General features: G+C 67.3%; 23 protein-coding genes and 1 riboswitch. Of the genes, 16 read left to right on the forward strand and 7 right to left on the reverse strand.

Annotated features, from left to right (window positions below):
* Positions 1–41 precede the first annotated feature (41 nt).
* The 3 genes from gyrB to dnaA form a co-directional block, all read right to left on the reverse strand.
* Positions 42–2,660, reverse strand: coding sequence for a DNA topoisomerase (ATP-hydrolyzing) subunit B (gene gyrB / locus ACSFA0_RS01505; protein WP_435448468.1), 2,619 nt, complete (start codon positions 2,658–2,660; stop codon positions 42–44).
* A 103-nt stretch (positions 2,661–2,763) separates the two neighbouring features.
* Positions 2,764–3,870 (reverse strand): DNA polymerase III subunit beta, encoded by a 1,107-nt coding sequence (dnaN, locus tag ACSFA0_RS01510; protein ID WP_435448469.1) that lies wholly within the window; start codon positions 3,868–3,870, stop codon positions 2,764–2,766.
* Between the two features lie 67 nt (positions 3,871–3,937).
* Entirely contained in the window at positions 3,938–5,317 is a 1,380-nt protein-coding gene (gene dnaA / locus ACSFA0_RS01515; RefSeq protein ID WP_435448470.1) for a chromosomal replication initiator protein DnaA, read from the reverse strand.
* 280 nt (positions 5,318–5,597) lie between these two features.
* Here dnaA and rpmH point away from each other — a divergent pair, with 280 nt between their 5' ends.
* The 7 genes from rpmH to ACSFA0_RS01550 all read left to right on the forward strand — a co-directional run bounded on the left by rpmH (position 5,598) and on the right by ACSFA0_RS01550 (position 11,069).
* Positions 5,598–5,732, forward strand: coding sequence for a 50S ribosomal protein L34 (gene rpmH, locus ACSFA0_RS01520; protein ID WP_007834827.1), 135 nt, complete (start codon positions 5,598–5,600; stop codon positions 5,730–5,732).
* Positions 5,733–5,808: 76 nt separating this feature from the next.
* Positions 5,809–6,198: a ribonuclease P protein component gene (locus ACSFA0_RS01525; protein WP_435448471.1), complete on the forward strand. Its 390-nt coding sequence runs from the start codon at positions 5,809–5,811 to the stop codon at positions 6,196–6,198.
* Positions 6,195–6,479 (forward strand): membrane protein insertion efficiency factor YidD, encoded by a 285-nt coding sequence (gene yidD, locus ACSFA0_RS01530; protein WP_435448472.1) that lies wholly within the window; start codon positions 6,195–6,197, stop codon positions 6,477–6,479. The genes ACSFA0_RS01525 and yidD overlap by 4 nt, the downstream gene beginning before the upstream one ends.
* Positions 6,476–8,167: a membrane protein insertase YidC gene (gene yidC / locus ACSFA0_RS01535; protein WP_435448473.1), complete on the forward strand. Its 1,692-nt coding sequence runs from the start codon at positions 6,476–6,478 to the stop codon at positions 8,165–8,167. Before yidD ends, yidC begins: the two co-directional genes overlap by 4 nt.
* 87 nt (positions 8,168–8,254) lie before the next feature.
* Positions 8,255–9,661: a tRNA uridine-5-carboxymethylaminomethyl(34) synthesis GTPase MnmE gene (gene mnmE / locus ACSFA0_RS01540; RefSeq protein WP_435448474.1), complete on the forward strand. Its 1,407-nt coding sequence runs from the start codon at positions 8,255–8,257 to the stop codon at positions 9,659–9,661.
* Positions 9,662–9,732: 71 nt separating this feature from the next.
* On the forward strand, positions 9,733–10,200 hold the full coding sequence (locus tag ACSFA0_RS01545) for a Crp/Fnr family transcriptional regulator (protein ID WP_435448475.1): 468 nt from the start codon (positions 9,733–9,735) through the stop codon (positions 10,198–10,200).
* 8 nt (positions 10,201–10,208) lie between these two features.
* Positions 10,209–11,069, forward strand: coding sequence for a zinc ribbon domain-containing protein (locus ACSFA0_RS01550; protein WP_435448476.1), 861 nt, complete (start codon positions 10,209–10,211; stop codon positions 11,067–11,069).
* Positions 11,070–11,090: 21 nt separating this feature from the next.
* On the opposite strand, the gene ACSFA0_RS01555 is transcribed toward ACSFA0_RS01550, so the two are convergent.
* Entirely contained in the window at positions 11,091–13,076 is a 1,986-nt protein-coding gene (locus ACSFA0_RS01555) for a monovalent cation:proton antiporter-2 (CPA2) family protein (protein WP_435448477.1), read from the reverse strand.
* An 88-nt stretch (positions 13,077–13,164) separates the two neighbouring features.
* Here ACSFA0_RS01555 and ACSFA0_RS01560 point away from each other — a divergent pair, with 88 nt between their 5' ends.
* The 4 genes from ACSFA0_RS01560 to ACSFA0_RS01575 are packed head-to-tail and all read left to right on the forward strand — an operon-like array spanning position 13,165 to position 16,160.
* Positions 13,165–14,166 (forward strand): KpsF/GutQ family sugar-phosphate isomerase, encoded by a 1,002-nt coding sequence (locus ACSFA0_RS01560; RefSeq protein WP_435448478.1) that lies wholly within the window; start codon positions 13,165–13,167, stop codon positions 14,164–14,166.
* Positions 14,166–14,714: a KdsC family phosphatase gene (locus ACSFA0_RS01565; RefSeq protein WP_435448479.1), complete on the forward strand. Its 549-nt coding sequence runs from the start codon at positions 14,166–14,168 to the stop codon at positions 14,712–14,714. The genes ACSFA0_RS01560 and ACSFA0_RS01565 overlap by 1 nt, the downstream gene beginning before the upstream one ends.
* Entirely contained in the window at positions 14,711–15,364 is a 654-nt protein-coding gene (lptC, locus tag ACSFA0_RS01570) for an LPS export ABC transporter periplasmic protein LptC (protein WP_435448480.1), read from the forward strand. The genes ACSFA0_RS01565 and lptC overlap by 4 nt, the downstream gene beginning before the upstream one ends.
* Before the next feature lie 10 nt (positions 15,365–15,374).
* Positions 15,375–16,160 (forward strand): SDR family oxidoreductase, encoded by a 786-nt coding sequence (locus ACSFA0_RS01575; RefSeq protein WP_435448481.1) that lies wholly within the window; start codon positions 15,375–15,377, stop codon positions 16,158–16,160.
* A 69-nt stretch (positions 16,161–16,229) separates the two neighbouring features.
* Here the strand turns inward: ACSFA0_RS01575 and ACSFA0_RS01580 are convergent, their stop codons facing one another.
* Positions 16,230–16,793 carry an RNA recognition motif domain-containing protein gene (locus ACSFA0_RS01580; RefSeq protein ID WP_435448482.1) on the reverse strand — a complete coding sequence of 188 codons (564 nt, stop codon included), beginning with the start codon at positions 16,791–16,793 and terminating at the stop codon, positions 16,230–16,232.
* 250 nt (positions 16,794–17,043) lie between these two features.
* Positions 17,044–17,224: riboswitch (yybP-ykoY riboswitch) on the forward strand.
* Positions 17,225–17,235: 11 nt separating this feature from the next.
* On the opposite strand from ACSFA0_RS01580, the gene ACSFA0_RS01585 reads away from it, so the two are divergent.
* From ACSFA0_RS01585 to ACSFA0_RS01600, 4 genes are all read left to right on the forward strand, one after another.
* On the forward strand, positions 17,236–17,796 hold the full coding sequence (locus ACSFA0_RS01585) for a TMEM165/GDT1 family protein (protein ID WP_435448483.1): 561 nt from the start codon (positions 17,236–17,238) through the stop codon (positions 17,794–17,796).
* A gap of 140 nt (positions 17,797–17,936) precedes the next feature.
* Positions 17,937–19,088 (forward strand): homoserine O-succinyltransferase MetX, encoded by a 1,152-nt coding sequence (gene metX, locus ACSFA0_RS01590; RefSeq protein ID WP_435448484.1) that lies wholly within the window; start codon positions 17,937–17,939, stop codon positions 19,086–19,088.
* Positions 19,085–19,669 carry a methionine biosynthesis protein MetW gene (gene metW, locus ACSFA0_RS01595; protein WP_435448485.1) on the forward strand — a complete coding sequence of 195 codons (585 nt, stop codon included), beginning with the start codon at positions 19,085–19,087 and terminating at the stop codon, positions 19,667–19,669. Before metX ends, metW begins: the two co-directional genes overlap by 4 nt.
* A 12-nt stretch (positions 19,670–19,681) precedes the next feature.
* Positions 19,682–20,275, forward strand: a complete 594-nt coding sequence (locus tag ACSFA0_RS01600) for an IMPACT family protein (RefSeq protein WP_435448486.1) — start codon at positions 19,682–19,684, stop codon at positions 20,273–20,275.
* Between the two features lie 4 nt (positions 20,276–20,279).
* Here the strand turns inward: ACSFA0_RS01600 and ACSFA0_RS01605 are convergent, their stop codons facing one another.
* Entirely contained in the window at positions 20,280–21,206 is a 927-nt protein-coding gene (locus ACSFA0_RS01605; protein WP_435448487.1) for an ion transporter, read from the reverse strand.
* 190 nt (positions 21,207–21,396) lie between these two features.
* Between ACSFA0_RS01605 and ACSFA0_RS01610 the strand changes: the two genes are divergently transcribed.
* A complete protein-coding gene (locus tag ACSFA0_RS01610) occupies positions 21,397–21,915 on the forward strand; it encodes a bactofilin family protein (RefSeq protein WP_435448488.1) in 519 nt (172 codons plus the stop codon).
* On the opposite strand, the gene ACSFA0_RS01615 is transcribed toward ACSFA0_RS01610, so the two are convergent.
* Complete coding sequence (locus ACSFA0_RS01615) at positions 21,916–22,731, reverse strand: DUF72 domain-containing protein (RefSeq protein ID WP_435448489.1); 816 nt, start codon at positions 22,729–22,731, stop codon at positions 21,916–21,918.
* Positions 22,732–22,738 lie beyond the last annotated feature (7 nt).

Raw genomic sequence — 22,738 nt, forward strand, 5'->3', positions numbered from 1 at the left:
CTAGCGGCCAATACGGCCATCGCTGGCCAACGCCTTCGTCGTCAAACGTCGATATTCGACGCCCGCAGCGCGTTCTGCTCGATGAATTCGCGACGCGGCTCCACCTCGTCGCCCATCAGCATGGTGAACACGCGGTCGGCTTCGATGGCGTCGTCGATCTGCACGCGCAGCAAACGGCGCACGGTCGGGTCCATCGTGGTTTCCCAGAGCTGCTCGGGGTTCATCTCGCCCAGGCCCTTGTAGCGCTGGCGCGAGGTGGTGCGTTCGGCTTCGCCGATCAGCCACTTCATCGCGATGCGGAAGTCGGAGACCTTCTCTTCCTTCGCGCGCTCGCCTTCGCCGCGCTTCACGATGGCGCCTTCGCCCAGCAGGTCGCGGAAGGTGTTGGCCGCGGTGGCGAGTGCGGCGTAGTCCGCGCCGTGGACGAAGTCCTGCGTGATCACGCTGCTCTTGATGTTGCCGTGGTGGCGGCGGCTGATGCGCAGCACCGGCTTGTCGGTGCGCGTGTCGAACTCGCTCGCCACTTCGGCGGGCACGCCGGTTTCATTGAGTTCGCGCAGCTTGGCCTGCAGCGCGACGGCCGAGGCTTCGGCGGCGGCGGTGGTGTCGAGGTCGAGCGACACGCCGTCGGCGATGGCGCGCAGCGCGGCCGCGTCCATGAACACGCCCAGGCGCGCGATCACGGCTTGCGCCAGTTGGTGCTTGCGCGCCAGCTCGGCCAGCGTGTCGCCGGCCAACGTGGTCGGCGTCGGGCCGCCGGTCTCGATGCTGGCGTTCTGCAAGGCCACCTTCAGCAGGAAGGCGTCGAGCGCCGGGCCGTCCTTGAGGTATTGCTCTTCCTTGCCGACCTTCACCTTGTAGAGCGGCGGCTGCGCGATGTAGATGTGGCCGCGCTCGACCAGCTCCGGCATCTGCCGGTAGAAGAAGGTCAGCAGCAGCGTGCGGATGTGAGCGCCGTCGACGTCGGCGTCGGTCATGATGATGATGCGGTGGTAGCGCAGCTTGGCGACGTTGAAGTCGTCCGCGCCACCGCCGTTCGTCGTGGCGCCGGCGCGGCCGATGCCAGTGCCGAGCGCCGTGATCATCACCAGGATTTCGTTGCTGGTCAGCAGCTTCTCGTAGCGTGCCTTCTCGACGTTCAGGATCTTGCCGCGCAGCGGCAGGATGGCCTGGAACTTCCGGTCGCGGCCCTGCTTGGCGGAGCCGCCGGCGGAGTCGCCCTCCACCAGGTAGACCTCGCACAGCGCCGGGTCCTTCTCCTGGCAGTCGGCCAGCTTGCCGGGCAGGCCCATGCCGTCGAGCACGCCCTTGCGGCGCGTCATCTCGCGGGCCTTGCGTGCGGCTTCGCGGGCACGGGCGGCTTCGACGATCTTGCCGCAGATGATCTTGGCGTCGGCCGGGCGTTCCTGCAGGTAGTCGGTCAGGAGCTTGCCGACGATGTCTTCCACTGGGGCGCGCACTTCGCTGGACACCAGCTTGTCCTTGGTCTGGCTCGAGAACTTGGGCTCGGGCACTTTCACGCTCAGCACGCAGCACAGGCCTTCGCGCATGTCGTCGCCGGTGACTTCGACCTTCGCCTTCTTGGCGAACTCGTTCTCTTCGATGTACTTGTTGATGACGCGGGTCATCGCGGCGCGCAGGCCGGTCAGGTGGGTGCCGCCGTCACGCTGCGGGATGTTGTTGGTGAAGCACAGCACCTGCTCGTTGTAGCCGCTGTTCCACTGCATCGCGACTTCCACGCCGATGTCCGTGCCCGGGATGCCGCCGTAGGTTTCGGCGGGGCGCCGGCCTTCGGCATAGAACACGTTCGGGTGCAGGACGGTCTTGCCCTTGTTGATGAACTCGACAAAGCCCTTCACGCCGCCAGCACCGGAGAAGTCGTCTTCCTTGCCGCTGCGTTCGTCCTTCAGGCGGATGCGCACACCGTTGTTCAGGAAACTCAGCTCGCGCAGGCGCTTGGAGAGGATCTCGTAGTGGAAGTCCGAGTTCTCGATGAAGATCGTGGTGTCGGGCAGAAAGTGCACCTCGGTGCCACGCTTGTCGGTGTCGCCGACGATCTTCATCGGCGAGACCTCGACGCCGTTCACCTTTTCGATGATCCGGTTCTGCACGAAGCCGCGGCTGAACTCGAGTTCGTGGATCTTGCCTTCGCGGCGCACCACCAGGCGCAGCATCACGCTCAGTGCGTTGACGCAGCTCACGCCCACGCCGTGCAGGCCGCCCGAGACCTTGTAGCTGTTCTGGTTGAACTTGCCGCCGGCGTGCAGCTCGGTCAGCGCGATCTCCGCGGCCGAACGCTTGGGCTCGTGCTTGTCGTCCATCTTCACGCCGGTCGGGATGCCGCGGCCGTTGTCGGTGACGGAGATCGAGTTGTCGCTGTGGATGGTGACGACGATGTCGTCGCAGTAGCCGGCCAGCGCCTCGTCGATCGAGTTGTCGACCACCTCGAACACCAGGTGGTGCAGGCCGGTGCCGTCGGAGGTGTCGCCGATGTACATGCCGGGGCGCTTGCGCACGGCTTCCAGGCCTTCGAGGATGGTGATCGAGCCTTCGCCATACGAGGTGTCGGGGGGCGTGATCTCGATCGGGATCGCGCTCTCGATTTCAGGCGTGTAGACCGGCTCGCTGTGCGGTGCTTCCGGCTTGTTTTCTTCGCTCATTGGGGACACATCCTCTCTGGGGAAACGGGTTCGGGGGTCTCTTGAAAGACCCAACCCGCGGCGGCCGCGGGTTGTGGGTGCAAGGGCTCTCGTCGGAAACGCATCAAATGCGCATTGGCATCACGACGTACTTGAAGTGCTCGTTCTCCGGAATCGTCAGCAGCGCGGAGCTGTTGGAGTCGGCCAGGTCGAGCTTGACCATGTCCTGGCTCATGTTCGACAGCGCGTCGATCAGGTAGGTCACGTTGAAGCCGATCTCGATGGCGTCGCCGCCGTAGTCGATGTCGAGTTCGTCCTGGGCTTCTTCCTGCTCGGCGTTGTTCGACGCGATGCGCAGCGTGCCGGGCTCCAGGTTCAGGCGCACGCCCTTGAACTTGTCGCTGGTCAGGATGGCGGTGCGCTGCAGGCTGGCCAGCAGCGTGGCGCGGCCCAGCGTGACGCTGTTCTTGTGGGCCTTCGGGATCACGCGGTTGTAGTCGGGGAACTTGCCCTCGACCAGCTTGGTGACGAACTCCATGCCACCGAAGCTGAACTTCGCCTGGTTGTTGGCGAACTGCATCTCGATGGCGCCTTCGGCGTCGGACAGCAGGCGCTGCATCTCGATCACGGTCTTGCGCGGCAGGATCACTTCCTGGCGCGGTACCTCGACCTCGAGCGTGGCGGACGCGAAGGCCAGGCGGTGGCCGTCGGTGGCCACCAGGCTCAGCTGCTTGCCTTCGGCCACGAACAGGATGCCGTTCAAGTAGTAGCGAATGTCGTGCACGGCCATCGCGAACGACACCTGCTGCAGCAGGTCTTTCAGCGTCTTCTGCGGCACGCTGAAGACCGGGCCGAAGTTGGCGGCTTCCTGCACCAGCGGGAAATCCTCCGCCGGCAGCGACTGCAGCGTGAAGCGGCTCTTGCCGCCCTTGAGCACCAGCTTGGCGGCGCTCGACTCGAGGCTCACCGTCTGGTCGGTCGGCATGGTGCGCAGGATGTCGATCAGCTTGCGCGCGCCGATGGTCGTGGTGAAGTTGCCTTCGTCGCCACCCAGCTCGGCCGTCGTGCGGATCTGGATCTCCAGGTCGCTGGTCGTGAGCTGCAACTGGCCGCCGGTCTTGCGGATCAGCACATTAGCCAGGATCGGCAGCGTGTGGCGCCGCTCCACGATGCCCGCCACCGACTGCAGCGCGGCGAGAACCTTGTCTTGTGTTGCCTTCAGGACGATCATCTTCTACCTCTTCCTCGTTCGTTCGATTCGTTAGTCGTGCAGTGCCGAGATTAGCCGGTGCCGGTGACTAGCCCTTGAGGGTCTGTTCGAGCACATGGAGCTGCTGATTGAGCTCGGTAAGCTGCTGGCGCTCGCCGGAGATCTTGCGCACCGCGTGCAGCACCGTCGTGTGGTCGCGGCCACCGAAGAGCTCGCCGATTTCCGGCAGGCTCTTCTGGGTCAGCTCCTTGGCCAGGTACATCGCAATCTGCCGCGGCCGCGCGATGCTGGCCGGGCGCTTCTTGCTGTACATGTCGGCGACCTTGATCTTGTAGTAGTCGGCCACCGTCTTCTGGATGTTTTCCACCGAGATCTGCCGGTTCTGGATCGACAGCAGGTCGCGCAGCGCCTCGCGCGCCAGGGCGATCGAGATCTCCTTCTGGTTGAAGCGCGAATACGCCAGGATCTTGCGCAGCGCGCCTTCGAGCTCGCGCACGTTCGAGCGCACGTTCTTCGCGACGAAGAAGGCCACCTCTTCGGGCATCTCCGCCGATTCGGCCCGCGCCTTGTTGATCAGGATGGCCACGCGCATCTCGAGCTCGGGCGGCTCGATCGCGACCGTGAGGCCCGAGTCGAAGCGCGACACCAAGCGCTCATGGATGTCGGCCAGGCCCTTGGGGTAGGTGTCGCTGGTCATCACGATGTGCGACTTCTTGGCGAGCAGGGCTTCGAACGCGTTGAAGAATTCTTCTTGCGTGCGGTCCTTGTTGGCGAAGAACTGCACGTCGTCGATCAGCAGCAGGTCGAGCGAGTGGTAGCGCTCCTTGAACTCGTCGAAGGTCTTGCGCTGGTAGGCCTTGACCACATCCGACACGAACTGTTCGGCGTGGATGTAGAGAACTTTGGAATCGGGCCGGTCGGCCAGCAGCCGGTTGCCCACCGCGTGCATCAGGTGGGTCTTGCCCAGACCGACGCCGCCGTAAATGAACAACGGGTTGTACAGATGCCCCGGCATGCCCGACACGTGCATGGCCGCCGCGCGCGCCATGCGGTTGGCCGTGCCCTCGACCAGGGTGTCGAAGGTGAGGCCGGAGTTCAGCCGATTCTTGAAGGTGGCCGAGGCGGCGTCTTCACCCAGACCGGCCACGTCGCGCGGCACATCGGTTTCAGCCATGACGGCCATCGGGGCACTGCGCACGGGCGCTTCCCGCGGAGCAAGCGCTAACTCGACGTGGACCGACTGGCCGTAGATCTTCTCCGCCATGGCGGCGATCTTGCTGGCGTACTGGGCCCGGATCCAGTCGAGCTTGAAGCGGTTCGCGACGAACACGGTCATGCGCGACAGGTCGTCGGTGACCTGGGCGGTCAGCGGCTTGATCCAGGTGTTGAACTGTTGCTCGGACAGCTCCTGCGCGAGTTGATCGACACAGGCCTGCCAGAGGCTGTCACCCGCGCCGTCGTTCGGCATGGGCGGTTTGGAAGGGGGTTCCCTCGGTCATTTTTCTGGTTGTCGTGTTGTGGATAGCTGCCCTTGGAGGGCGACCGGCATTCTAACTTGTCAAAACCTTATCCACACCCGGCTCGAGGGCCGAATTCGCTCCGGGAAGATGCCCTCCCCAGACGCCGGATTTGTGGGTTCTGCAATTGTTTGTGATAATCGCGGGTTTCCCTGAAAACCTCTTGTGTGTTTCGGGGCGTCAACCCTCGCCGGTGCAATCGATCATCGGCGGGCTCCTAGGAAAAGCATCATGAAACGCACTTACCAAGCCTCCAAAGTCCGCCGCGCCCGTACCCACGGCTTCCTGGTCCGCATGAAGACCCGCGGCGGCCGTGCCGTCATCAACGCTCGCCGCGCCAAGGGCCGCAAGCGCCTGGCCGTCTAAGGCCGGATCGACGGCACCCTTGCAGGATTCGCCGCTTCCGCCCGCAGCCCCTCCTGGCGCGCAGCGGGCGGTTCCCATGCAGCGGCTCCAGACCCGCGCGCAGTTCCAGGCCGTCCTCGCAGGCGCCACCGTGGCGCGCACCGCCCACTTCGCATTGCATCGCTGCGCGCTCGACGCGCCGGCGGGTGCCGCGCCGCTTTTCAGCGACGCGGACGCGGTGTGGATCGGCGCCATGGTGCCCAAGCGCTGGGCCCGCCGCGCGGTCACGCGCAATGCCATCAAGCGACAGATCTACACCGTGAGCGCCCTGGCCGACACCTCGCTGCCGACCGCGGCGCACGTGGTGCGTCTGCGTGCGGGTTTCGATCGCACCCAGTTCGTGAGCGCCACGTCGGACAAGCTCAAGGCGGCGGTGCGCACCGAACTGCAGCAACTGCTCGAGCGAGCCCGGGTCTCGCGTTCATGATCCGACGTGCGCTCATCGGCCTCGTCAAGGGCTACCGCTTGCTGCTGAGCCCCTGGCTCGGGCAGTCGTGCCGGTTCGAGCCGACCTGCTCCGTGTATGCCATCGAGGCGCTCGAGCGTCATGGCGCTGCCAAGGGCAGCTATCTCACCCTGCACCGCATCGCGCGCTGCCAGCCCTGGTGCCAGGGCGGCCACGATCCGGTGCCTCCCACGAAGGCCGAGCGCGACGCTTCGCGATCGCTGTTTGCCTTTCTCTCCTCCGACAAGAAGTCTTCTTCATGAACGATATTCGCCGCACCATCCTGCTGGTGATCTTTGGTTTCTCGCTGGTGATGCTGTGGGACCAATGGCAGGTCCACAACGGCAAGCCACCGACCTTCCTGCCCTCGTCCCGACCGGCGGCCAGTGCGCCGGCGACGCCCGCCAGCGGCGCGTCGGCGGCGGTGCCATCCACCGGCACGGCGGGTTCCGCCAGCGTGCCGCCGACGACCTCGGCCGCAGCGGCCGGCGCAGGCGCGGTGCCCGGCGGCGCCACGCCGGTGGCGACGGCCAGCGAGCGCGTGGTCGTCACGACCGACGTGCTCAAGCTGACCTTCGACACCCAGGGCGCCTCGCTGGTGCAGAGCGAATTCATCCAGCACGACGACCTGACGGAGAAGGACAAGCCTTTCGTCCTGCTCGACCAGAGCCCGGCCCGCGTGTACGTCGCGCAGAGCGGCCTGATCGGTGGCACCTTCCCGACGCACAAGACGCCCATGACCTTCACCGGCGACCGCACCCTGAAGGACGGCGCCAACGAGATGGTGTTGCGCTTCGAGTCGGCCGACGTCGGCGGCGTGAAGCTGGTCACCACCTGGACGCTCAAGCGCGGTGCCTACGACATGGCCGTGCGCCACGACGTGATCAACACCGGCACGGCGCCGGTGTCGCCGCAGCTCTACATGCAGATCGTGCGCGACGGCAACAAGCCGCCGGGCGAGTCGTCGTTCTATTCCACCTTCACCGGCCCTGCGGTGTACACCGACGCCAAGAAGTACCAGAAGATCGACTTCTCGGACATCGAGAAGGGCAAGGCCGATTTCGTCAAGGAGTCGCCGAATGGCTACATCGCGATGGTGCAGCACTACTTCGCGAGCGCCTGGCTACTGGCCGACGGCGTGCAGCGCGACCTGTTCGCGCGCAAGGTCGACACCAACTTGTACGCGGTGGGCATGATCACCAACGCGGGCCAGGTTGCGCCGGGCTCGACGAAGTCGATCGACGCGCGCTTCTTCGTCGGCCCGCAGGCCGAAAAGACGCTCGAGGCGGTGGCGCCGGGTCTCGAACTGGTCAAGGACTACGGCATCTTCACCATCATCTCGAAGCCGTTGTACTGGCTGCTCGACAAGCTGCACGGCATCCTGGGCAACTGGGGCTGGGCCATCGTCGCGCTGGTGGTGCTGCTGAAGGCGGCCTTCTACTGGCTCAATGCCAAGGCGTACGCCAGCATGGCCAAGATGAAGGCCATCAACCCGAAGATCATGGAGATGCGCGAGCGCCTGAAGGACAAGCCGCAAGAGATGCAGCAGGAGATGATGCGCATCTACAAGACCGAGAAGGTCAACCCGATGGGCGGCTGCTTCCCCATCGTGATCCAGATCCCGGTGTTCATCGCGCTCTACTGGGTGCTGCTGTCGTCGGTCGAGATGCGCCACGCGCCGTGGATCGGCTGGATTCAGGACCTCTCGGCACCGGACCCCTGGTTCATCCTGCCGGTCATCATGACCGCGACCTCGCTGTTCCAGACCTGGCTCAACCCCACGCCGCCGGACCCGATGCAGGCCAAGCTGATGTGGATCATGCCGCTGGCCTTCAGCGTGATGTTCATCTTCTTCCCGGCCGGCCTGGTGCTGTACTGGATCACGAACAACACGCTGTCGATCGCGCAGCAGTGGTTCATCAACAAGCGCTTGGGCGTCCTGGGCAAGTAGCCCCGGCCCGACGCTGACCTGCCCCGAGGGCCGCGCAAGCGGCCCTTTTCCATGGCAACGATCGCAACTGCGAAACAATAGTCTTCCATGCTCGCCCGCGCCTCCGACCCGATCGTCGCCATCGCGACCGCTTCCGGCCGCGGGGCGGTCGGCATCGTGCGCGTGTCGGGGCGGGATCTCGGCCCGCTGATCGCGGCACTGTGCGGCCGCGCACTCAAGCCGCGCGAAGCGACCTACCTGCCCTTTGTCGACGCCAGCGGCGAGGCCATCGACCGCGGGCTCGCCCTGCATTTCCCGGCACCGCATTCCTTCACGGGTGAAGATGTGCTCGAGCTGCAGGCGCACGGCGGCGCCGTCGTGTTGCAGCTGCTGCTCGCGCGCTGCCTGGAGGCGGCGGCCGAGGTCGACTCGGCCAGCGGCAAGCCGCGGTTGCGCGGCCTGCGCGTGGCCGAGCCGGGCGAATTCAGCCAGCGTGCCTTCCTCAACGGCAAGATCGACCTCGCGCAGGCCGAGGCGATCGCCGACCTGATCGACGCCAGCACCGAGGCCGCGGCCCGCAGCGCCGGGCGTTCGCTGTCGGGCGCCTTCTCCCACGAGGTGCATGGGCTGCGCGATGCACTGGTGCATCTGCGCATGCTGGTCGAGGCGACGCTCGATTTCCCGGAAGAAGACATCGACTTCCTCCAGAAGGCCGACGCCGCCGGCCAGCTCACGGCGCTGCAGGCGCAGCTCACCGCGGTCGGTCTGCGCGCGCGGCAGGGCGCGCTGCTGCGCGAAGGCATCAAGGTCGTGATCGCCGGCCAGCCCAACGCGGGCAAGAGCTCGCTGCTCAACGCGCTCGCCGGCGCCGAGCTGGCCATCGTGAGCGCCGTCGCCGGCACCACGCGCGACGTGGTGTCGCAGACCATCCAGATCCAGGGCGTGCCGCTGCATGTCGCCGATACGGCCGGGCTGCGCGACAGCAGCGACGAGGTCGAGCAGATCGGCGTAGCCCGCGCCTGGGGCCAGATCGACAGCGCCGACGCGGTGCTGTTCCTGCACGACCTGACCCGCACCGGAGACCCGGCCTACACCGCGGCGGACGCCGAAATCCTGCGCACGCTCCAGTCGCGACTGGCGGCGACGGTGCCGGTGCTCGACGTCTGGAACAAACGTGACGCCACATCGGCCGCGGTGCCGGCCGACGGCCTGGCGCTGTCCGCCAGGACGGGCGACGGCATCGAAGCGCTGCGCCAGCGGCTGCTGGAAATCGCCGGGTGGCAGTCGGTGCCCGAAGGCCTGTACCTCGCGCGCGCCCGCCACGTCGATGCGCTGTCGCGCGTGGCGCATCACCTGGCGCAGGCCGATGCACAGCTCGGCGCTCGCACCCCCGCGCTCGACCTGCTCGCCGAAGAGTTGCGTCTGGCGCAGAACGCGCTGAACGAAATCACCGGCGAATTCGGCGCCGACGATCTGTTGGGCGTGATTTTTTCGCGTTTTTGCATAGGAAAGTAGTACACATCCGGACACAAGTGTGTGACATTTGTCTACATTTACGTCTCACCCCGAAACCGAGGACCGGACCCATGTCTTCCGCCATCCAGGCGCTGTGCCGTGCCGTCACGCACAACACCAGTTACGACGCCTTTGCGCCGGCATTGACAGCGCAGCAATGGGAGCTGCTGGGGGAGTACATGCAGGGCTTCGACCTGCCCGCGGGTCATGTGCTGATCAGCCAGGGCGCGATGGATCGCACCTTGTTCTTCATCGAGGCCGGCACGCTCAGCGTGCACCTGACGGGCAGCAAGGGCGAGATGCAGCTGGCCATCCTCAATCCCGGCTCGGTGGTGGGTGAAGGCTCTTTCTTCTCGCGATCGCCGCGCTCGGCCAATGTGGTGGCCATCGGCGCCGCGCGCGTCTGGCGCCTGACGCCGGTGCGCTTCGCCGAGATGTCGAACCGCCAGCCCAACCTCGCGTTGGAGATCGTGATCGCCCTGGGCGGTGTGATCGCCAAGCGCATGGTCGATCGGCTCAAGCGCGTCGCCGTGACCTGAGGGGTGCCATGGCCTTGATCTGTCCGACCTGCCGCACGGAGAACCGTGACGCGGCGAAATTCTGCAAGGGGTGCGGCGGCAAGCTGGTGAGCCTGCCACCGCGCTCGGCCGAGGAAGCCGAAGCGCTCGACGATGCCTGGGGTGCCACCGTGGTGGCGTCGCTGGACGACGACCCGGCGCTGCCTCCGCCGCCTGCGCCATCGCGGGCGTCGCGACCCTCTGCGCTGCATACCGCCTCGTCCGATCCCTCGGCGGCTCGCAGCGCGCGCTCGCATCGTCTCCACCGGGCCCCGCCACGGCGCGACCGCAGTGCGTTCTGGGTGCTGCTGGCCGCGGCCACGATCGTCCTCGCCACGGGCGGGCTGTATGTCTACCGCGGCCAGCACCGCACGCCGTTGCTGACGGTCGTGCAGGAGCAGGGGCCGTCGGCGTCGGGTTCACCGGTGGCGCCCACCGCGACGCCCAAGCCCGCCGCTTCGCCGATCACGGGGCCGGTGACGACCACCGAAGCGGCAGCGCCCGCCACGCCCGCGCCGACGGCCTCGCCGGCGGCGACGACGGCGGCTGTCACCTCGCCCGTCGCCCCGGCCCGCAAGCCGCGCAAGGTGGCGTCGGCGCCGGTGGCTGCTCCGCCGCCGCCCGTGGCTGCGGCGCCCGTGGCACCGGTCGTGCCTGCGCCGGAACCGGTCGCGCCGCCGCCCCCGGCCGATCCGAGCCAGGCCTGCGCCAGCCGTGGCTTCTTCGCCACCTCGCAGTGTCTGGTCGTCCAGTGCGCCAAGCCCGAGTTCAGCGGCCATGCGCGCTGCGAGGCGGTGCGCCAACAGCAGCGCATCGACGAAGAGAAGCGCAACCCGACCAACGCGGCCTGAAGGGCGCGACAGCCGGGCGCGTCAGCCCTTCTGCAGCACGTCGATCGCGATCGCCAGGGCGTCGGGCTTGCCCGACAGCACCAGCGTGTCGCCGTCGTCCAGCACGGTGTCGTCGTCCAGCGTCGCCGCCGTGCCGTTGCGCCGCCGGAGCCCGACGATGCGCACGCCCACCGCATGCAGCGCGAGCTGGCCCAGCGCCCGCCCGACGGCCCGTGCGCCGGGCGTGAGCGTGAAGCTGTTGAGCCGCTCGTGGTCGATCTCGTCGCCCCGGTCGTCGTCGGCCCCGTGGAAGTAGCCGCGCAGCAGGTTGTAGCGGGCGTCGCGCAGGTCCTGCACGATGCGGATCACGCGCCGCATCGGCACGCCGACCAGCGCCAGTGCATGGCTGGCCAGCATCAGCGAGCCCTCGATGGCCTCGGGCACCACCTCGGTCGCGCCGGCGGCCTGCAGCTTTTCGAGGTCGAGGTCGTCCTGCGTGCGCACGATCACCGGCACCTGCGGCGCATGCGAGCGGGTGTTGGCCAGCACCTTGAGCGCACCGGGCACGTCCAGGTAGGTCACGACCACCGCGCTGGCGCGCGCCAGGCCGGCGGCCATCAGGGCCTGCAGGCGCGAGGCGTCGCCGAAGACCACCGAGTCGCCGGCGGCGGCCGCCTGCCGCACGCGGTCGGGGTCGAGGTCGAGCGCCATGTACGGGATGCCTTCGCGCTCCAGGATGCGCGCCAGGTTCTGGCCGCAACGGCCGTAGCCGCAGATGATCACGTGCTGCGCGGTGTTGATGGTCTTGCGCGCGATGTTCGTCATCTGCAGCGATTGCTGCATCCAGTCGCTGGCCACCGTCTTGCGCACGATGGCGTTGCTGTACATGACGATGAAGGGCGTCGCCAGCATCGACAGCACCATCGACGCCAGCACCGGGTTCGCCAGCCAGGGCGGCAGCAGGCTGCGGTCCTGCGCCAGCGTCAGCAGCACGAAGCCGAACTCGCCCGCCTGCGCCAGGTAGAGCCCGGTGCGCAGCGACACGCCGGTGGTCGCGCCCAGGCCGCGCGCCAGCAGCGTGACCAGCCCCAGCTTGAAGGCCAGCGGCAACACCAGCAGCACCGCCACCAGCGCCCAGCGCTCCACCACGATGTGCCAGTCGAGCGACATCCCGATGGTGATGAAGAACAGGCCCAGCAGCACGTCGTGGAAGGGCCGGATGTCGGTCTCCACCTGGTGCTTGTATTCGGTCTCCGACACCAGCATGCCGGCGACGAAGGCGCCCAGCGCCAGGCTCAACCCCGCCAGTTCGGTCAGCCAGGCCAGGCCCAGCGTGACCAGCAGCAGGTTGAGCATGAAGAGCTCTTCGCTGCGCCGCCGTGCCACCAGCGTGAGCCACCAGCGCATCACGCGCGGCCCGCCGTAGAGCAGCACGCCGACCAGGAAGGTGGCCTTGAGCATGGCGAACGACAGCGCCCGGAACAGCGTTTCGGGCGGTGCGCCCAGCGCAGGGATCAGCACCAGCAGCGGCACCACGGCCAAGTCCTGGAACAGCAGCACGCCCATCACGCGTTTGCCGTGCTCGCTCTCCAGTTCGAGCCTTTCCGACATCAGCTTCACGACGATGGCCGTGCTGCTCATCGTCAGCGCGCCCGACAGTGCCAGCGCCGTCTGCCATCCCAGTTGCCAAGCCGGCGGCAGCAGCTGCGCCAGCAGCAGGGCGCCGCCGGTGGCGATGCTCATGGTCAGGATCACCTGCAGCAGCCCCAGGCCGAACACATGCTGGCGCATGGCGCGCAACTTGGGCAGGCTGAACTCCAGCCCGATCACGAACATCAGGAAGACCACGCCGAACTCGCCGAGGTGGCGGATGCTTTCGTCGTTCTGGGCCAGTGCGAAGGCATGCGGCCCGATGAGCACCCCGGCCGACAGGTAGCCCAGCATCGGCGGCAGCTTGAGTGACCGGCACGCCACCACGCCGATCACCGCAGCGAGCAGATACAACAGCGTGAGATCGAGCGAGGACATGCCCGATGCTAGCAAGCGCCATGCGCGGGGCCGGGCCATGGATGCGCCCTCGCCGGCCGGCGCGCGGCCGACCGATAAAATCCGCCGGATGAGTTCCCGCCCCCCCCTGGCCGACAAGGCCGACCCGGAGACGTTGCTGGCGCGGGCCCGCACCACCTTCGACATCGAAGCCGAGGCCGTGCTCGGCCTCAAGTCGCGCATCGGCCCGAGCTTCGTCGAGGCGGTGCACAAGATCCTCGGGGTGCGCGGCCGGGTGGTCGTGATGGGCATGGGCAAGAGCGGCCACGTCGGCCGCAAGATCGCCGCCACTTTGGCGTCGACCGGCACACCCGCGATGTTCGTGCACCCCGCCGAAGCCAGCCACGGCGACCTCGGGATGATCAAGGCGGTCGACTTGGTGCTGGCGATTTCCAACAGCGGCGAGAGCGACGAGCTCGCCGCCATCCTGCCGGTCGTCAAGCGCCAGGGCGTGCCGCTGATCGCGATCACCGGCGGGCGCGACTCGATGCTGGCGCGCCATGCCGACCTGGTGCTCGACAGCGGCGTCGAGAAGGAAGCCTGCCCGCTCAACCTGGCGCCGACGGCCAGCACCACCGCGCAGATGGCGATGGGCGATGCACTGGCCGTCGCGCTGCTCGACGCCCGCGGCTTCGGCGCCGAGGACTTCGCGCGCTCGCACCCGGGCGGCGCGCTCGGGCGCAAGCTGCTCACGCTGGTGAGCGACCTGATGCGCGCGGGCGACGACGTGCCGCGCGTCGCACCCACGGCCACTTTCAGCGACCTGATGCGCGAGATGAGCGCCAAGGGCCTGGGCGCCGCTGCGGTCGTCGATGCCGAAGGCCGCGCCGTCGGCATCTTCACCGACGGCGACCTGCGCCGCCTGATCGAGACCGGCGCCGACCTGCGGGCACTGTCTGCGGCCGACGTCATGCACCGCGCGCCGCGGACGATCCGTGCCGATGCGCTGGGCGTGGAAGCCGCCGAGTTGATGGAGCATCACCGCATCACCAGCGTGCTGGTGGTCGACGCGGACCAGGTGCTGACCGGCGCGCTGAGCATCAACGACCTGATGCGCGCGAAGGTCATCTGATGGCGACACGTTTCCCGACCGAAACCCTGCTGGCGGCGCAGGACATCCGCATCGCCTTCTTCGACATCGACGGCGTGCTCACCGACGGCGGCGTCTTCTTCAGCGAACACGGCGAGACGCTCAAGCGCTTCAGCATCCTCGACGGCTACGGCCTGAAGCTGCTGCGCACCGCGGGCATCGAGCCGGCGGTGATCACCGGGCGCGATTCCAAGCCGCTGCGCGTGCGGCTCGAAGCCCTGGGCATCGTGCATGTGCGCTACGGCACCGAAGACAAGCTGCCCGCCGCCGAAGCCATGCTCGCGCAGCTCGGCTTCACGTGGACGCAGGCCGCCGCCATCGGCGACGATTGGCCCGACCTGCCGGTGCTCTGCCGCGCGGCCTTCTGTGCGGCGCCGCCCAACGCGCACGCCGAGGTGCGGGCCATCGCCCATCACGTCACGACCGCGCGCGGCGGCGAAGGCGCGGCGCGCGAGTTCTGCGACCTGCTGCTGACGGCGGGCGGCCACTACCGACGCCTGCTCGACGCGGCGCGAGGCCCTGCCGCATGAAGCCGATCGGCGCGCTGCTTCGCGACGCGGTCGACCGCATGACGATCTACCTGCCGGTCATCGTGACCGCCCTGCTCGCCCTGGGCACCTACTGGCTGGTGCGCAATGCGCCCAAGCTGATGGAGCCGACCGCCAAGGAAGCGCCGACCCACGAGCCGGACTTCTTCATGCGCAACTTCGTCATCAAGAACTTCTTGCCGACCGGCGCCCTGCGCAGCGAACTCTCGGGCAACGAGGGGCGCCATTACCCGGACAACGACACGCTCGAGGTCGACCAGGTGCGCATCCGCGCGGTATCGCCGGAAGGTCTGGTCACCCGCGCCACGGCCGACCGGGGCCTGTCCAATGGCGACGGCAGCGAGGTGCAACTGTTCGGCAACGCGGTCGTGATCCGTGATGCGGCGACCATCGCATCGGGGCGGGCTGCGCCACGCCTGGAGTTTCGCGGCGACTTTCTGCATGCTTACCTCGACACCGAGCGTGTGACCTCGAACAAGCCGGTCACGCTCATTCGCGGCACCGACCGCTTCACGGCCGACACGCTCGACTACGACAACCTGAGCGGCGTTGCCAACCTGCAGGGCCGGGTGCGCGGCCAACTGATGCCGTCGGCGGTCGCGCCGACGCCGGCACCGCGCGCACCGCGCTGATCCCATGGGAATGGCCAACCCGCGACCCTTGGCCTTTGTCACCGGCGCCTCCAGCGGCATTGGCCAGGCGCTGGCCGGCCGCTTCTACGACGCCGGCTACGACCTCGCGCTGGTCGCGCGGCGCACCGGGGAGATCGCCGCCTGGGTGGCCGCGCGTGGAATCGCCGCTGACCGATGCCGCATCTATGGCGCCGACGTGGCGCAGATCGACGCGATCGCCGAGGTCGGCGCCCGCTGCATCGCCGAGCAGGGGCTGCCCGACGTGGTGATCGCCAATGCCGGCATCAGCGTCGGCATCGACACGGCCGACCGGGGCGACCTCGACGTGCTGGCCCAGACCTTTGCCATCAACAACGTCGGCCTGGCCGCCACCTTTCACCCGTTCGTCGCGGCGATGGCGGCCCGGGGCAGCGGCCGCCTGGTCGGCATCGGCAGCGTCGCCGCCATCCGCGGCCTGCCGGGGCACGGCGCCTACTGCGCCAGCAAGGCGGGCGTCGTCGCCTACTGCGAGAGCCTGCGCGGCGAGATGCGTGCGAGCGGCGTGAGGGTCGTGACGATCTGCCCCGGCTACATCGACACGCCCCTCACGCAGGGCAACCGCTACGGCATGCCCTTCCTGATGCGGGCCGACGATTTCGCCGACCAGGCCTTCCGCACCATCGAAGCCGGCCGCAGCTACCGCGTGATTCCCTGGCAGATGGGCGTGGTCGCCAAGCTGATGCGGCTGTTGCCCAACGCCCTGTTCGACCGCGCCGTGCAAGGGCGAGGCCGCAAGAAGCGGCGCAGCGAAGGCTGAGCGCCGAGGCGTCTGCTGCGGACATGAAAAAGGCTCCTCAAAAGGAGCCTCGTTGCTGAGCGTCGCGGATCAGTAGCCGCTGTTTCCGCCACCGCCATAGCCACCACCACCGCTGCGGCCACCGCCGCCACGCGGACCGGCGCCGTAGGGGCTGCGGAAGCCGCCATCGCCACCACCGCCGCCGCCGCTGCGACCGCCGCCGCCGCCGCCGTAACCGCCGCCACCACCGCTGCGGCCACCACCGCCACCGCCGTAGCCACCACCACCGTTGCCGCCGCCGCCATATCCACCGCCGCCGCTGCCACCACCACCGTAACCACCGCCGCCGCCACCGCCGTAACCGCCACCACCACCGCCGTAGCCACCGCTACGGGGCGGGCGCGCTTCCATGGGGCGAGCTTCGTTGACGACGACGCTGCGGCCACCCAGCGGCTGGCCGTTCATGCCGCTGATGGCGGCCTGTGCCTCGGCATCGCTGCCCATCTCGACGAAGCCGAAGCCTTTCGAGCGGCCAGTGTCACGTTCCATCATGACCTTGGCACTGGTCACCGAGCCGAATTGGCCGAAGGCCTGCTCCAGATCACCGTCGCGCACGGAGTAAGGCAGATTGCCGACGTACAGTTTGTTGCCCATCGAGGGACTCCTCATAAACACATCAAAGAAAGCGATGGAGTCCCGAAAGCAATCATCCCGGCGGATCGCCGAGTCGCGCGAAACTGACCGATCACCCAATTTCCGCCCCGGCAAAATTTGAAGGGAGGCTCGTGCATTATGGGTGAAATATAAAAGTTGCAAGCAGGATTTTCCCCTCGGCGCCGTCGCCGTTTTCAGGCGTGGAAGTCAGTGTCGGCTCACAAGGCACTTGGCGTGCACCCGCTAGAATCGACTCGTCATTGGGGAGTAGCCGCCTTCCATCGCGAGAAGGGTTTGCGTCAACAGACTTGTCCTGCCCCACACAGGACATGGCGCAAACGGTAAGAACTTGGCGAGACCTTTGACCATGCAACTTCGGGATTCGGCCGAAGGGTTGCGTGGTCAATTGCGTCTGCTTCGGCCGAGGAACCCCCACGTCATCATGGAAGCTTTTCTCGTCGCCACCGGCATCGTCGCCCTGGCGGAAATGGGCGACAAGACCCAACTGCTCGCGCTCGTTCTCGCTGCGCGTTTTCGCAAACCCTGGCCGATCGTGCTGGGCATCTTCACGGCCACCATCGTCAACCATGCGCTCGCCGGCGCGGTTGGCGCCTTCGTCACGCAGTGGCTGGGGCCGACGACCCTGCGCTGGCTGCTCGGCGGCGCCTTCATCGCCATGGCGCTGTGGATGCTGATCCCTGACAAGCTCGACGAAGACGACACCGGCACGCGCTCGCACTTCGGCGTCTTCGGCACCACCGTCGTTGCTTTCTTCCTGGCCGAGATGGGTGACAAGACACAGATCGCGACCGTCATGCTGGCGGCGCGCTTCGTGAACGACTACATCGGCGTGGTCGCGGGCACGACCTTCGGGATGATGCTGGCGAACGCACCGGTCGTCTTCCTCGGCGAACGCATCATGCGGCGCGTGCCGATCAAGCTGGTGCACGGCATCTCGGCGGCCATCTTCCTGGTGCTGGGCGCGGTCATCATCCTGGGCTGACGGCGCCGACGCTGCACTTGCGCCGCGGCTATACTTGCCCGGCGCCGATTTGCTACAGCTTGCGGGCGCATAACAAATTCAGCTAAAGACCGTGGCCGAACCCGGCTCGTTTTTTGGCGAGGCCGGGTTTTTCTTCGTCCATGTCTTTCGAAGTCGTTCCACAGTCCATGTCCTTCGCGGGGCCGCTGCCCTTGCGGAGCGGCGCGTCGCTCAGCGGCTATTCGCTCGCCTACGAGACCTACGGCACGCTCAACGCCGACCGCAGCAACGCCGTGCTGGTCTGCCATGCGCTCAACGCGTCGCACCACCTGGCCGGGGTCTATGCCGGGCAGCCGAAGTCCGAAGGCTGGTGGGACAACATGATCGGCCCTGGCAAGCCGCTCGACACCGACCGCTTCTTCGTCATCGGCGTGAACAACCTGGGCTCCTGCTTCGGCTCGACCGGCCCGATGCATGTGAACCCTGCCACCGGTCGCGTCTATGGCGCCGATTTCCCGGTGGTCACCGTTGAAGACTGGGTCGACGCGCAGGCCGGTCTGCTCGATGTGCTGGGCATCCGCACGCTCGCGGCCGTGATGGGCGGCAGCCTCGGCGGCATGCAGGCGCTGTCGTGGACGCTGCAGTACCCCGAGCGCGTGCGCCACGCCGTGGTGGTGGCCAGCGCGCCCAACCTCACGGCCGAGAACATCGCCTTCAACGAAGTGGCGCGCCGCGCCATCGTGACCGACCCGGACTTCCATGGCGGCCACTTCTACGAACAGGGCGTGATCCCCAAGCGCGGCCTGCGCATCGCGCGAATGATCGGCCACATCACGTACTTGAGCGACGACGTGATGAACGAGAAGTTCGGCCGCGAACTGCGCAGCGCGGTCGAAGGCGAACTCGCCGGCACCGCGTATCGGTATTCGACGCAGGACGTGGAGTTCCAGATCGAAAGCTACCTGCGCTACCAGGGCGACAAGTTCAGCGAGTACTTCGACGCGAACACCTACCTGCTGATCACGCGCGCGCTCGACTATTTCGACCCCGCGCGGGAGCACGGCGGCGACCTCACCGAAGCCTTCGCAAAAGCGACCGCGAAGTTCCTGTTGGTGAGCTTCACCACCGACTGGCGCTTCTCGCCGGCGCGCAGCCGCGAGCTGGTCAAGGCGCTGCTCGACAACCGCCGCAGCGTGAGCTACGCGGAGATCGATGCGCCGCACGGCCACGACGCCTTCCTGCTCGACGACGTGCGCTACATGGGCGTGGTCCGTTCGTACTTCGAGCGTGTGGCCGCGGAGTTGCCGGTATGAGCGATCTCGACACCCAGCGCCTCATCGCCCGCTTAGTGCCTGAGGGCGCACGCGTGCTCGACCTCGGCTGCGGCGACGGCGCCCTGCTCGACCTGCTGCAGCGCGAGCGCGGTTGTAGCGGCTACGGCGTGGAGATCGCCGACGGCAACGTGCTCCAGTGCATCCGCCGCGGTGTCGATGTGATCCAGCTGAACCTCGACGAAGGCTTGGCGATGTTCGACGACGCCTCGTTCGACGTCGTGCTGCAGATCGACACGCTGCAGCACCTGCGCAATGCCGAGGTCATGCTGCGCGAGACGGCGCGCGTGGGCCGCATCGGTATCGTCGCCTTCCCCAACTTCGCGCACTGGCCCAACCGCCTGAGCATCGCCCGCGGCCGCATGCCGGTGACGCGCCGCCTGCCCTACCAGTGGTACGACACGCCCAACATCCGCGTCGGCACCTTCAAGGATTTCGAGGTGCTCGCGGGCAAGAACAAGCTGCGTGTGCTCGATGCCTTCGGCGTGCAGGAGGGCCGCGAGGTGCGCTGGCTGCCGAACGCGCGCGCCGGCACCGCCGTCTTCAAGTTGCAGCGCGCCTGAGAGGCTGAGCCCGTGGCCCAGACGCTCGCCGCCGCGGTTCACAGCGAGCTCGTCATCAAGAAGAGCCGCTTCATCGGCTGCGTGCAGCCGGTGGCCGACCGCGAGGCCGCGCTGCGCGTCGTGAACGACTTGCGCGTGGCGCATCCCGGTGCGGCGCACGTTTGCTGGGCCTTGATGGCCGGTGGTCAATCGGCGGCCAACGACGACGGCGAGCCCGGCGGCACCGCCGGCCGGCCGATGCTCGAAGTGCTGCGGCACCAGGATCTCGAAGGCGTGCTCGCGACCGTGGTGCGTTACTTCGGCGGCGTGAAGCTCGGCGCCGGTGGGCTGGTGCGTGCGTACACCGATGCGGTGGCGCAGGCGCTGCTCGGTGCGACCAAGCTGCCGTTGCAACGCCTTCGAACGCTGTCTTGCAGCGTGCCCTACGCGATGGAAGGCATGCTGCGCCGCGAGCTGGCCGCGGCCGGTGCATCGCTGGGGACCGTCGAGCATGGCACGCTGGTTCGCGGCACCTTCCAGGTGGTCGAGGCCGATGCCGCGGCGCTCGTGGCGCGCATCGACGATGCGTCGCAGGGCCGCGCTGTCTGGGTCGACGCGGACGCCTGAGCGCTCAGCCCAGCGCGCGTCCGCAGCAGCGGCAGAAGCGCGCGTCGGCAGCGTGCGCACCCGCACCGCAGTCGGTGCAGCGGCGCGTGTCCGGTGCGGCCTGCAGCGCGTCGGCCAGCACGCCGTGACCACCCGTGAGCGCAGGCGCTGCATCGCGGCCGAAACGTACCATCTCGGCGGAGACGATGCCCGTCGGCACGGCCAGGATGCCCCAGCCCAGCAGCATCATCACCGACGCGATCGCGCGGCCGACGTCGGTCTTGGGCACCAGGTCGCCGAAGCCGACGGTGGTCATGGTCGAGATGGCCCAGTAGATCGCCACGGGAATGCTGGTGAAGCCGTGCTGCGGCCCCTCGACCACGTACATCAGTGTGCCCAGCACCAGCACGACCATCAGCACGAAGCCGACGAACACCATGATCTTGCGGCGGCTCGCGGCCAGCGCGGACACCAGCGTGCGGTACTCGGCCGCGTAGCGCGACATCTTGAAGATGCGGAAGATACGCAGCAGCCGCAGGATGCGCACGTCGATCAGCACCGACAGCTCGGGCATCAGGATGGCGAGATAGGTCGGCAGCAGCGCGAGCAGGTCCACCACGCCATAGAAGCTCATCGCATAACGCATCGGCCGTTTCACGCAGGCGAGGCGCGCGATGTACTCCAGCGTGAAGACGATGGTGAAGAACCACTCGAACAAACCGAAGACCGGGCCCCAGCGCGCGCGGATGGGCTGCACGCTGTCGAGCACCACCACCAGAACGCTCACGAGAATGACCGCGATCAACGCGAGGTCGAACCACCGGCCCGCGCGCGTCTCGGATTCGAAGATGATCGCGTAGAGCTTCAGCCGCCAGCCGTGGTCGGGTTTGCCGAAGCGAACTTCGACCGGCACTTCGTCGGCGATGACCGGACCGGCGGGAGGATGTGGCAACGATTTCTTCTTGGGCATGGATCGGTGAAAGAGCGGCGAAGGCGATGGCATTGTCGTTGTGCACCCTCGAAGCACATCGAAAGTACCCAATGCAGAAGCAAGCGAATGATCTCGTTACCAATCTTTCGGAAAAAAGTGCCAGCATGGTGCGTGGCCTTCTTACGATAGGCCGTTTCCAGAGGAGTAAGTCTTGGCTTCACAGTCCCCCTTCTTCGGCAAGCGTGACCGCGACACCGACAACTTCAATTCCCGCCCCGCGCCGCTCGTCGGCGGTGGCACCAATCTCGCCGGTACACCGGTCACGCCCTCGGCGCTGACGCCCACCACGCCGGCTGCGACGACGGCACCGGTCAAGGAAGGCGGCAGCAAGCTCACCGTCGGCCCGAACATCAAGCTCAAGGGCGTCGAGATCACCGACTGCGACACGCTGGTGGTCGAAGGCCTGGTCGAAGCCACGATGGATTCGCGCGTGATCCAGATCGCCGAGCAGGGCGAGTTCAAGGGCTCGGCCGAGATCGACATCGCCGAGATCCGCGGCGTGTTCGACGGCAACCTCACGGTGCGCGAGAAGCTCGTCATCCACTCGACCGGCAAGGTCACCGGCAAGATTCGCTACGGCAAGATCGTGATCGAGGAGGGCGGCCAGCTCTCCGGCGAGATCACCTTCAGCGCATCGGACTCGAAGAAGCCCGCGCTGCAGGCGGCCTGATCAGGCGCCCAGCTTTGCGATCAAAGCACCCGCCGCGGCGGGTGCTTTTTCTTTGGCGCCGTTGATGAAGAAGACGAACACGTCGCGCGCCTTGGCCGCGACGTCGTCGGCGCCCTCCACGCGCCGCAGATCGTCCGGCGCACCGCCACTGGCCCATTGCTTCGCACGCTCCGCCCAGGCCGCCATCGCCTTGGGCGCATAGCCCGCCTTCAGCTTCGCATCGCTGTTCATCAGGCGCGCATAGGCGAAGTCGGCCGTCAGGTTGGCGAAGGACGGAAACTTGTCCGAGTCGGTGAACACCGTCGCGACGCCGTGGTCGCGTGCGAGCGCGAGGTACTCGGCTGTCATGAAGCTCTCGTGCCGCACGTCCATCACGTGGCGCAGCGCATGGCTGCCTGCCTTCTTCGGCAGCAGCGCGAGGAAGGCGGCGAAGTCCTCCGCATCGAAGACCTTGGTCGGCATGAACTGCCAGACGATCGGGCCCAGCTTGTCCTTCAATTCGGTGATACCGCTGTCGACGAAGCGCGCGATCGATTCGCCCGCACCCGCCAGCAGCTTGCGGTTGGTGGCATAGCGCGTGGCTTTGAGCGAGAACACGAAGCCGTCGGGCGTCTCGTCGTGCCATTTGCGGAAGCTTTCGGGCTTCATCGTGCTGTAGTAGGTGCCGTTGACCTCGATGGCCGTGACCTGCCGGCTCGCATAGTGCAGCTCCTGCTTCTGCGGCAGGTCGGCGGGATAGAAGTTGTCGCGCCAGGGCTCGTAGGTCCAGCCACCGATGCCGACGCGGATGCGGTCGGTCGCCTTGCTGCTGCTCATCGCGCGT

Source organism: Variovorax restrictus (assembly GCF_051216715.1).
Lineage (GTDB): Bacteria > Pseudomonadota > Gammaproteobacteria > Burkholderiales > Burkholderiaceae_C > Variovorax.

What these genes read in the sequence shown, in the direction of transcription:
- gyrB (WP_435448468.1), bottom strand. Translation starts at nt 2,660, where the DNA reads ATGAGCGAAGAAAACAAGCCGGAAGCACCGCACAGCGAGCCGGTCTAC.
- dnaN (WP_435448469.1), bottom strand. Translation starts at nt 3,870, where the DNA reads ATGATCGTCCTGAAGGCAACACAAGACAAGGTTCTCGCCGCGCTGCAG.
- dnaA (WP_435448470.1), bottom strand. Translation starts at nt 5,317, where the DNA reads ATGCCGAACGACGGCGCGGGTGACAGCCTCTGGCAGGCCTGTGTCGAT.
- rpmH (WP_007834827.1), top strand. Translation starts at nt 5,598, where the DNA reads ATGAAACGCACTTACCAAGCCTCCAAAGTCCGCCGCGCCCGTACCCAC.
- ACSFA0_RS01525 (WP_435448471.1), top strand. Translation starts at nt 5,809, where the DNA reads ATGCAGCGGCTCCAGACCCGCGCGCAGTTCCAGGCCGTCCTCGCAGGC.
- yidD (WP_435448472.1), top strand. Translation starts at nt 6,195, where the DNA reads ATGATCCGACGTGCGCTCATCGGCCTCGTCAAGGGCTACCGCTTGCTG.
- yidC (WP_435448473.1), top strand. Translation starts at nt 6,476, where the DNA reads ATGAACGATATTCGCCGCACCATCCTGCTGGTGATCTTTGGTTTCTCG.
- mnmE (WP_435448474.1), top strand. Translation starts at nt 8,255, where the DNA reads ATGCTCGCCCGCGCCTCCGACCCGATCGTCGCCATCGCGACCGCTTCC.
- ACSFA0_RS01545 (WP_435448475.1), top strand. Translation starts at nt 9,733, where the DNA reads ATGTCTTCCGCCATCCAGGCGCTGTGCCGTGCCGTCACGCACAACACC.
- ACSFA0_RS01550 (WP_435448476.1), top strand. Translation starts at nt 10,209, where the DNA reads ATGGCCTTGATCTGTCCGACCTGCCGCACGGAGAACCGTGACGCGGCG.
- ACSFA0_RS01555 (WP_435448477.1), bottom strand. Translation starts at nt 13,076, where the DNA reads ATGTCCTCGCTCGATCTCACGCTGTTGTATCTGCTCGCTGCGGTGATC.
- ACSFA0_RS01560 (WP_435448478.1), top strand. Translation starts at nt 13,165, where the DNA reads ATGAGTTCCCGCCCCCCCCTGGCCGACAAGGCCGACCCGGAGACGTTG.
- ACSFA0_RS01565 (WP_435448479.1), top strand. Translation starts at nt 14,166, where the DNA reads ATGGCGACACGTTTCCCGACCGAAACCCTGCTGGCGGCGCAGGACATC.
- lptC (WP_435448480.1), top strand. Translation starts at nt 14,711, where the DNA reads ATGAAGCCGATCGGCGCGCTGCTTCGCGACGCGGTCGACCGCATGACG.
- ACSFA0_RS01575 (WP_435448481.1), top strand. Translation starts at nt 15,375, where the DNA reads ATGGCCAACCCGCGACCCTTGGCCTTTGTCACCGGCGCCTCCAGCGGC.
- ACSFA0_RS01580 (WP_435448482.1), bottom strand. Translation starts at nt 16,793, where the DNA reads ATGGGCAACAAACTGTACGTCGGCAATCTGCCTTACTCCGTGCGCGAC.
- ACSFA0_RS01585 (WP_435448483.1), top strand. Translation starts at nt 17,236, where the DNA reads ATGGAAGCTTTTCTCGTCGCCACCGGCATCGTCGCCCTGGCGGAAATG.
- metX (WP_435448484.1), top strand. Translation starts at nt 17,937, where the DNA reads ATGTCTTTCGAAGTCGTTCCACAGTCCATGTCCTTCGCGGGGCCGCTG.
- metW (WP_435448485.1), top strand. Translation starts at nt 19,085, where the DNA reads ATGAGCGATCTCGACACCCAGCGCCTCATCGCCCGCTTAGTGCCTGAG.
- ACSFA0_RS01615 (WP_435448489.1), bottom strand. Translation starts at nt 22,731, where the DNA reads ATGAGCAGCAGCAAGGCGACCGACCGCATCCGCGTCGGCATCGGTGGC.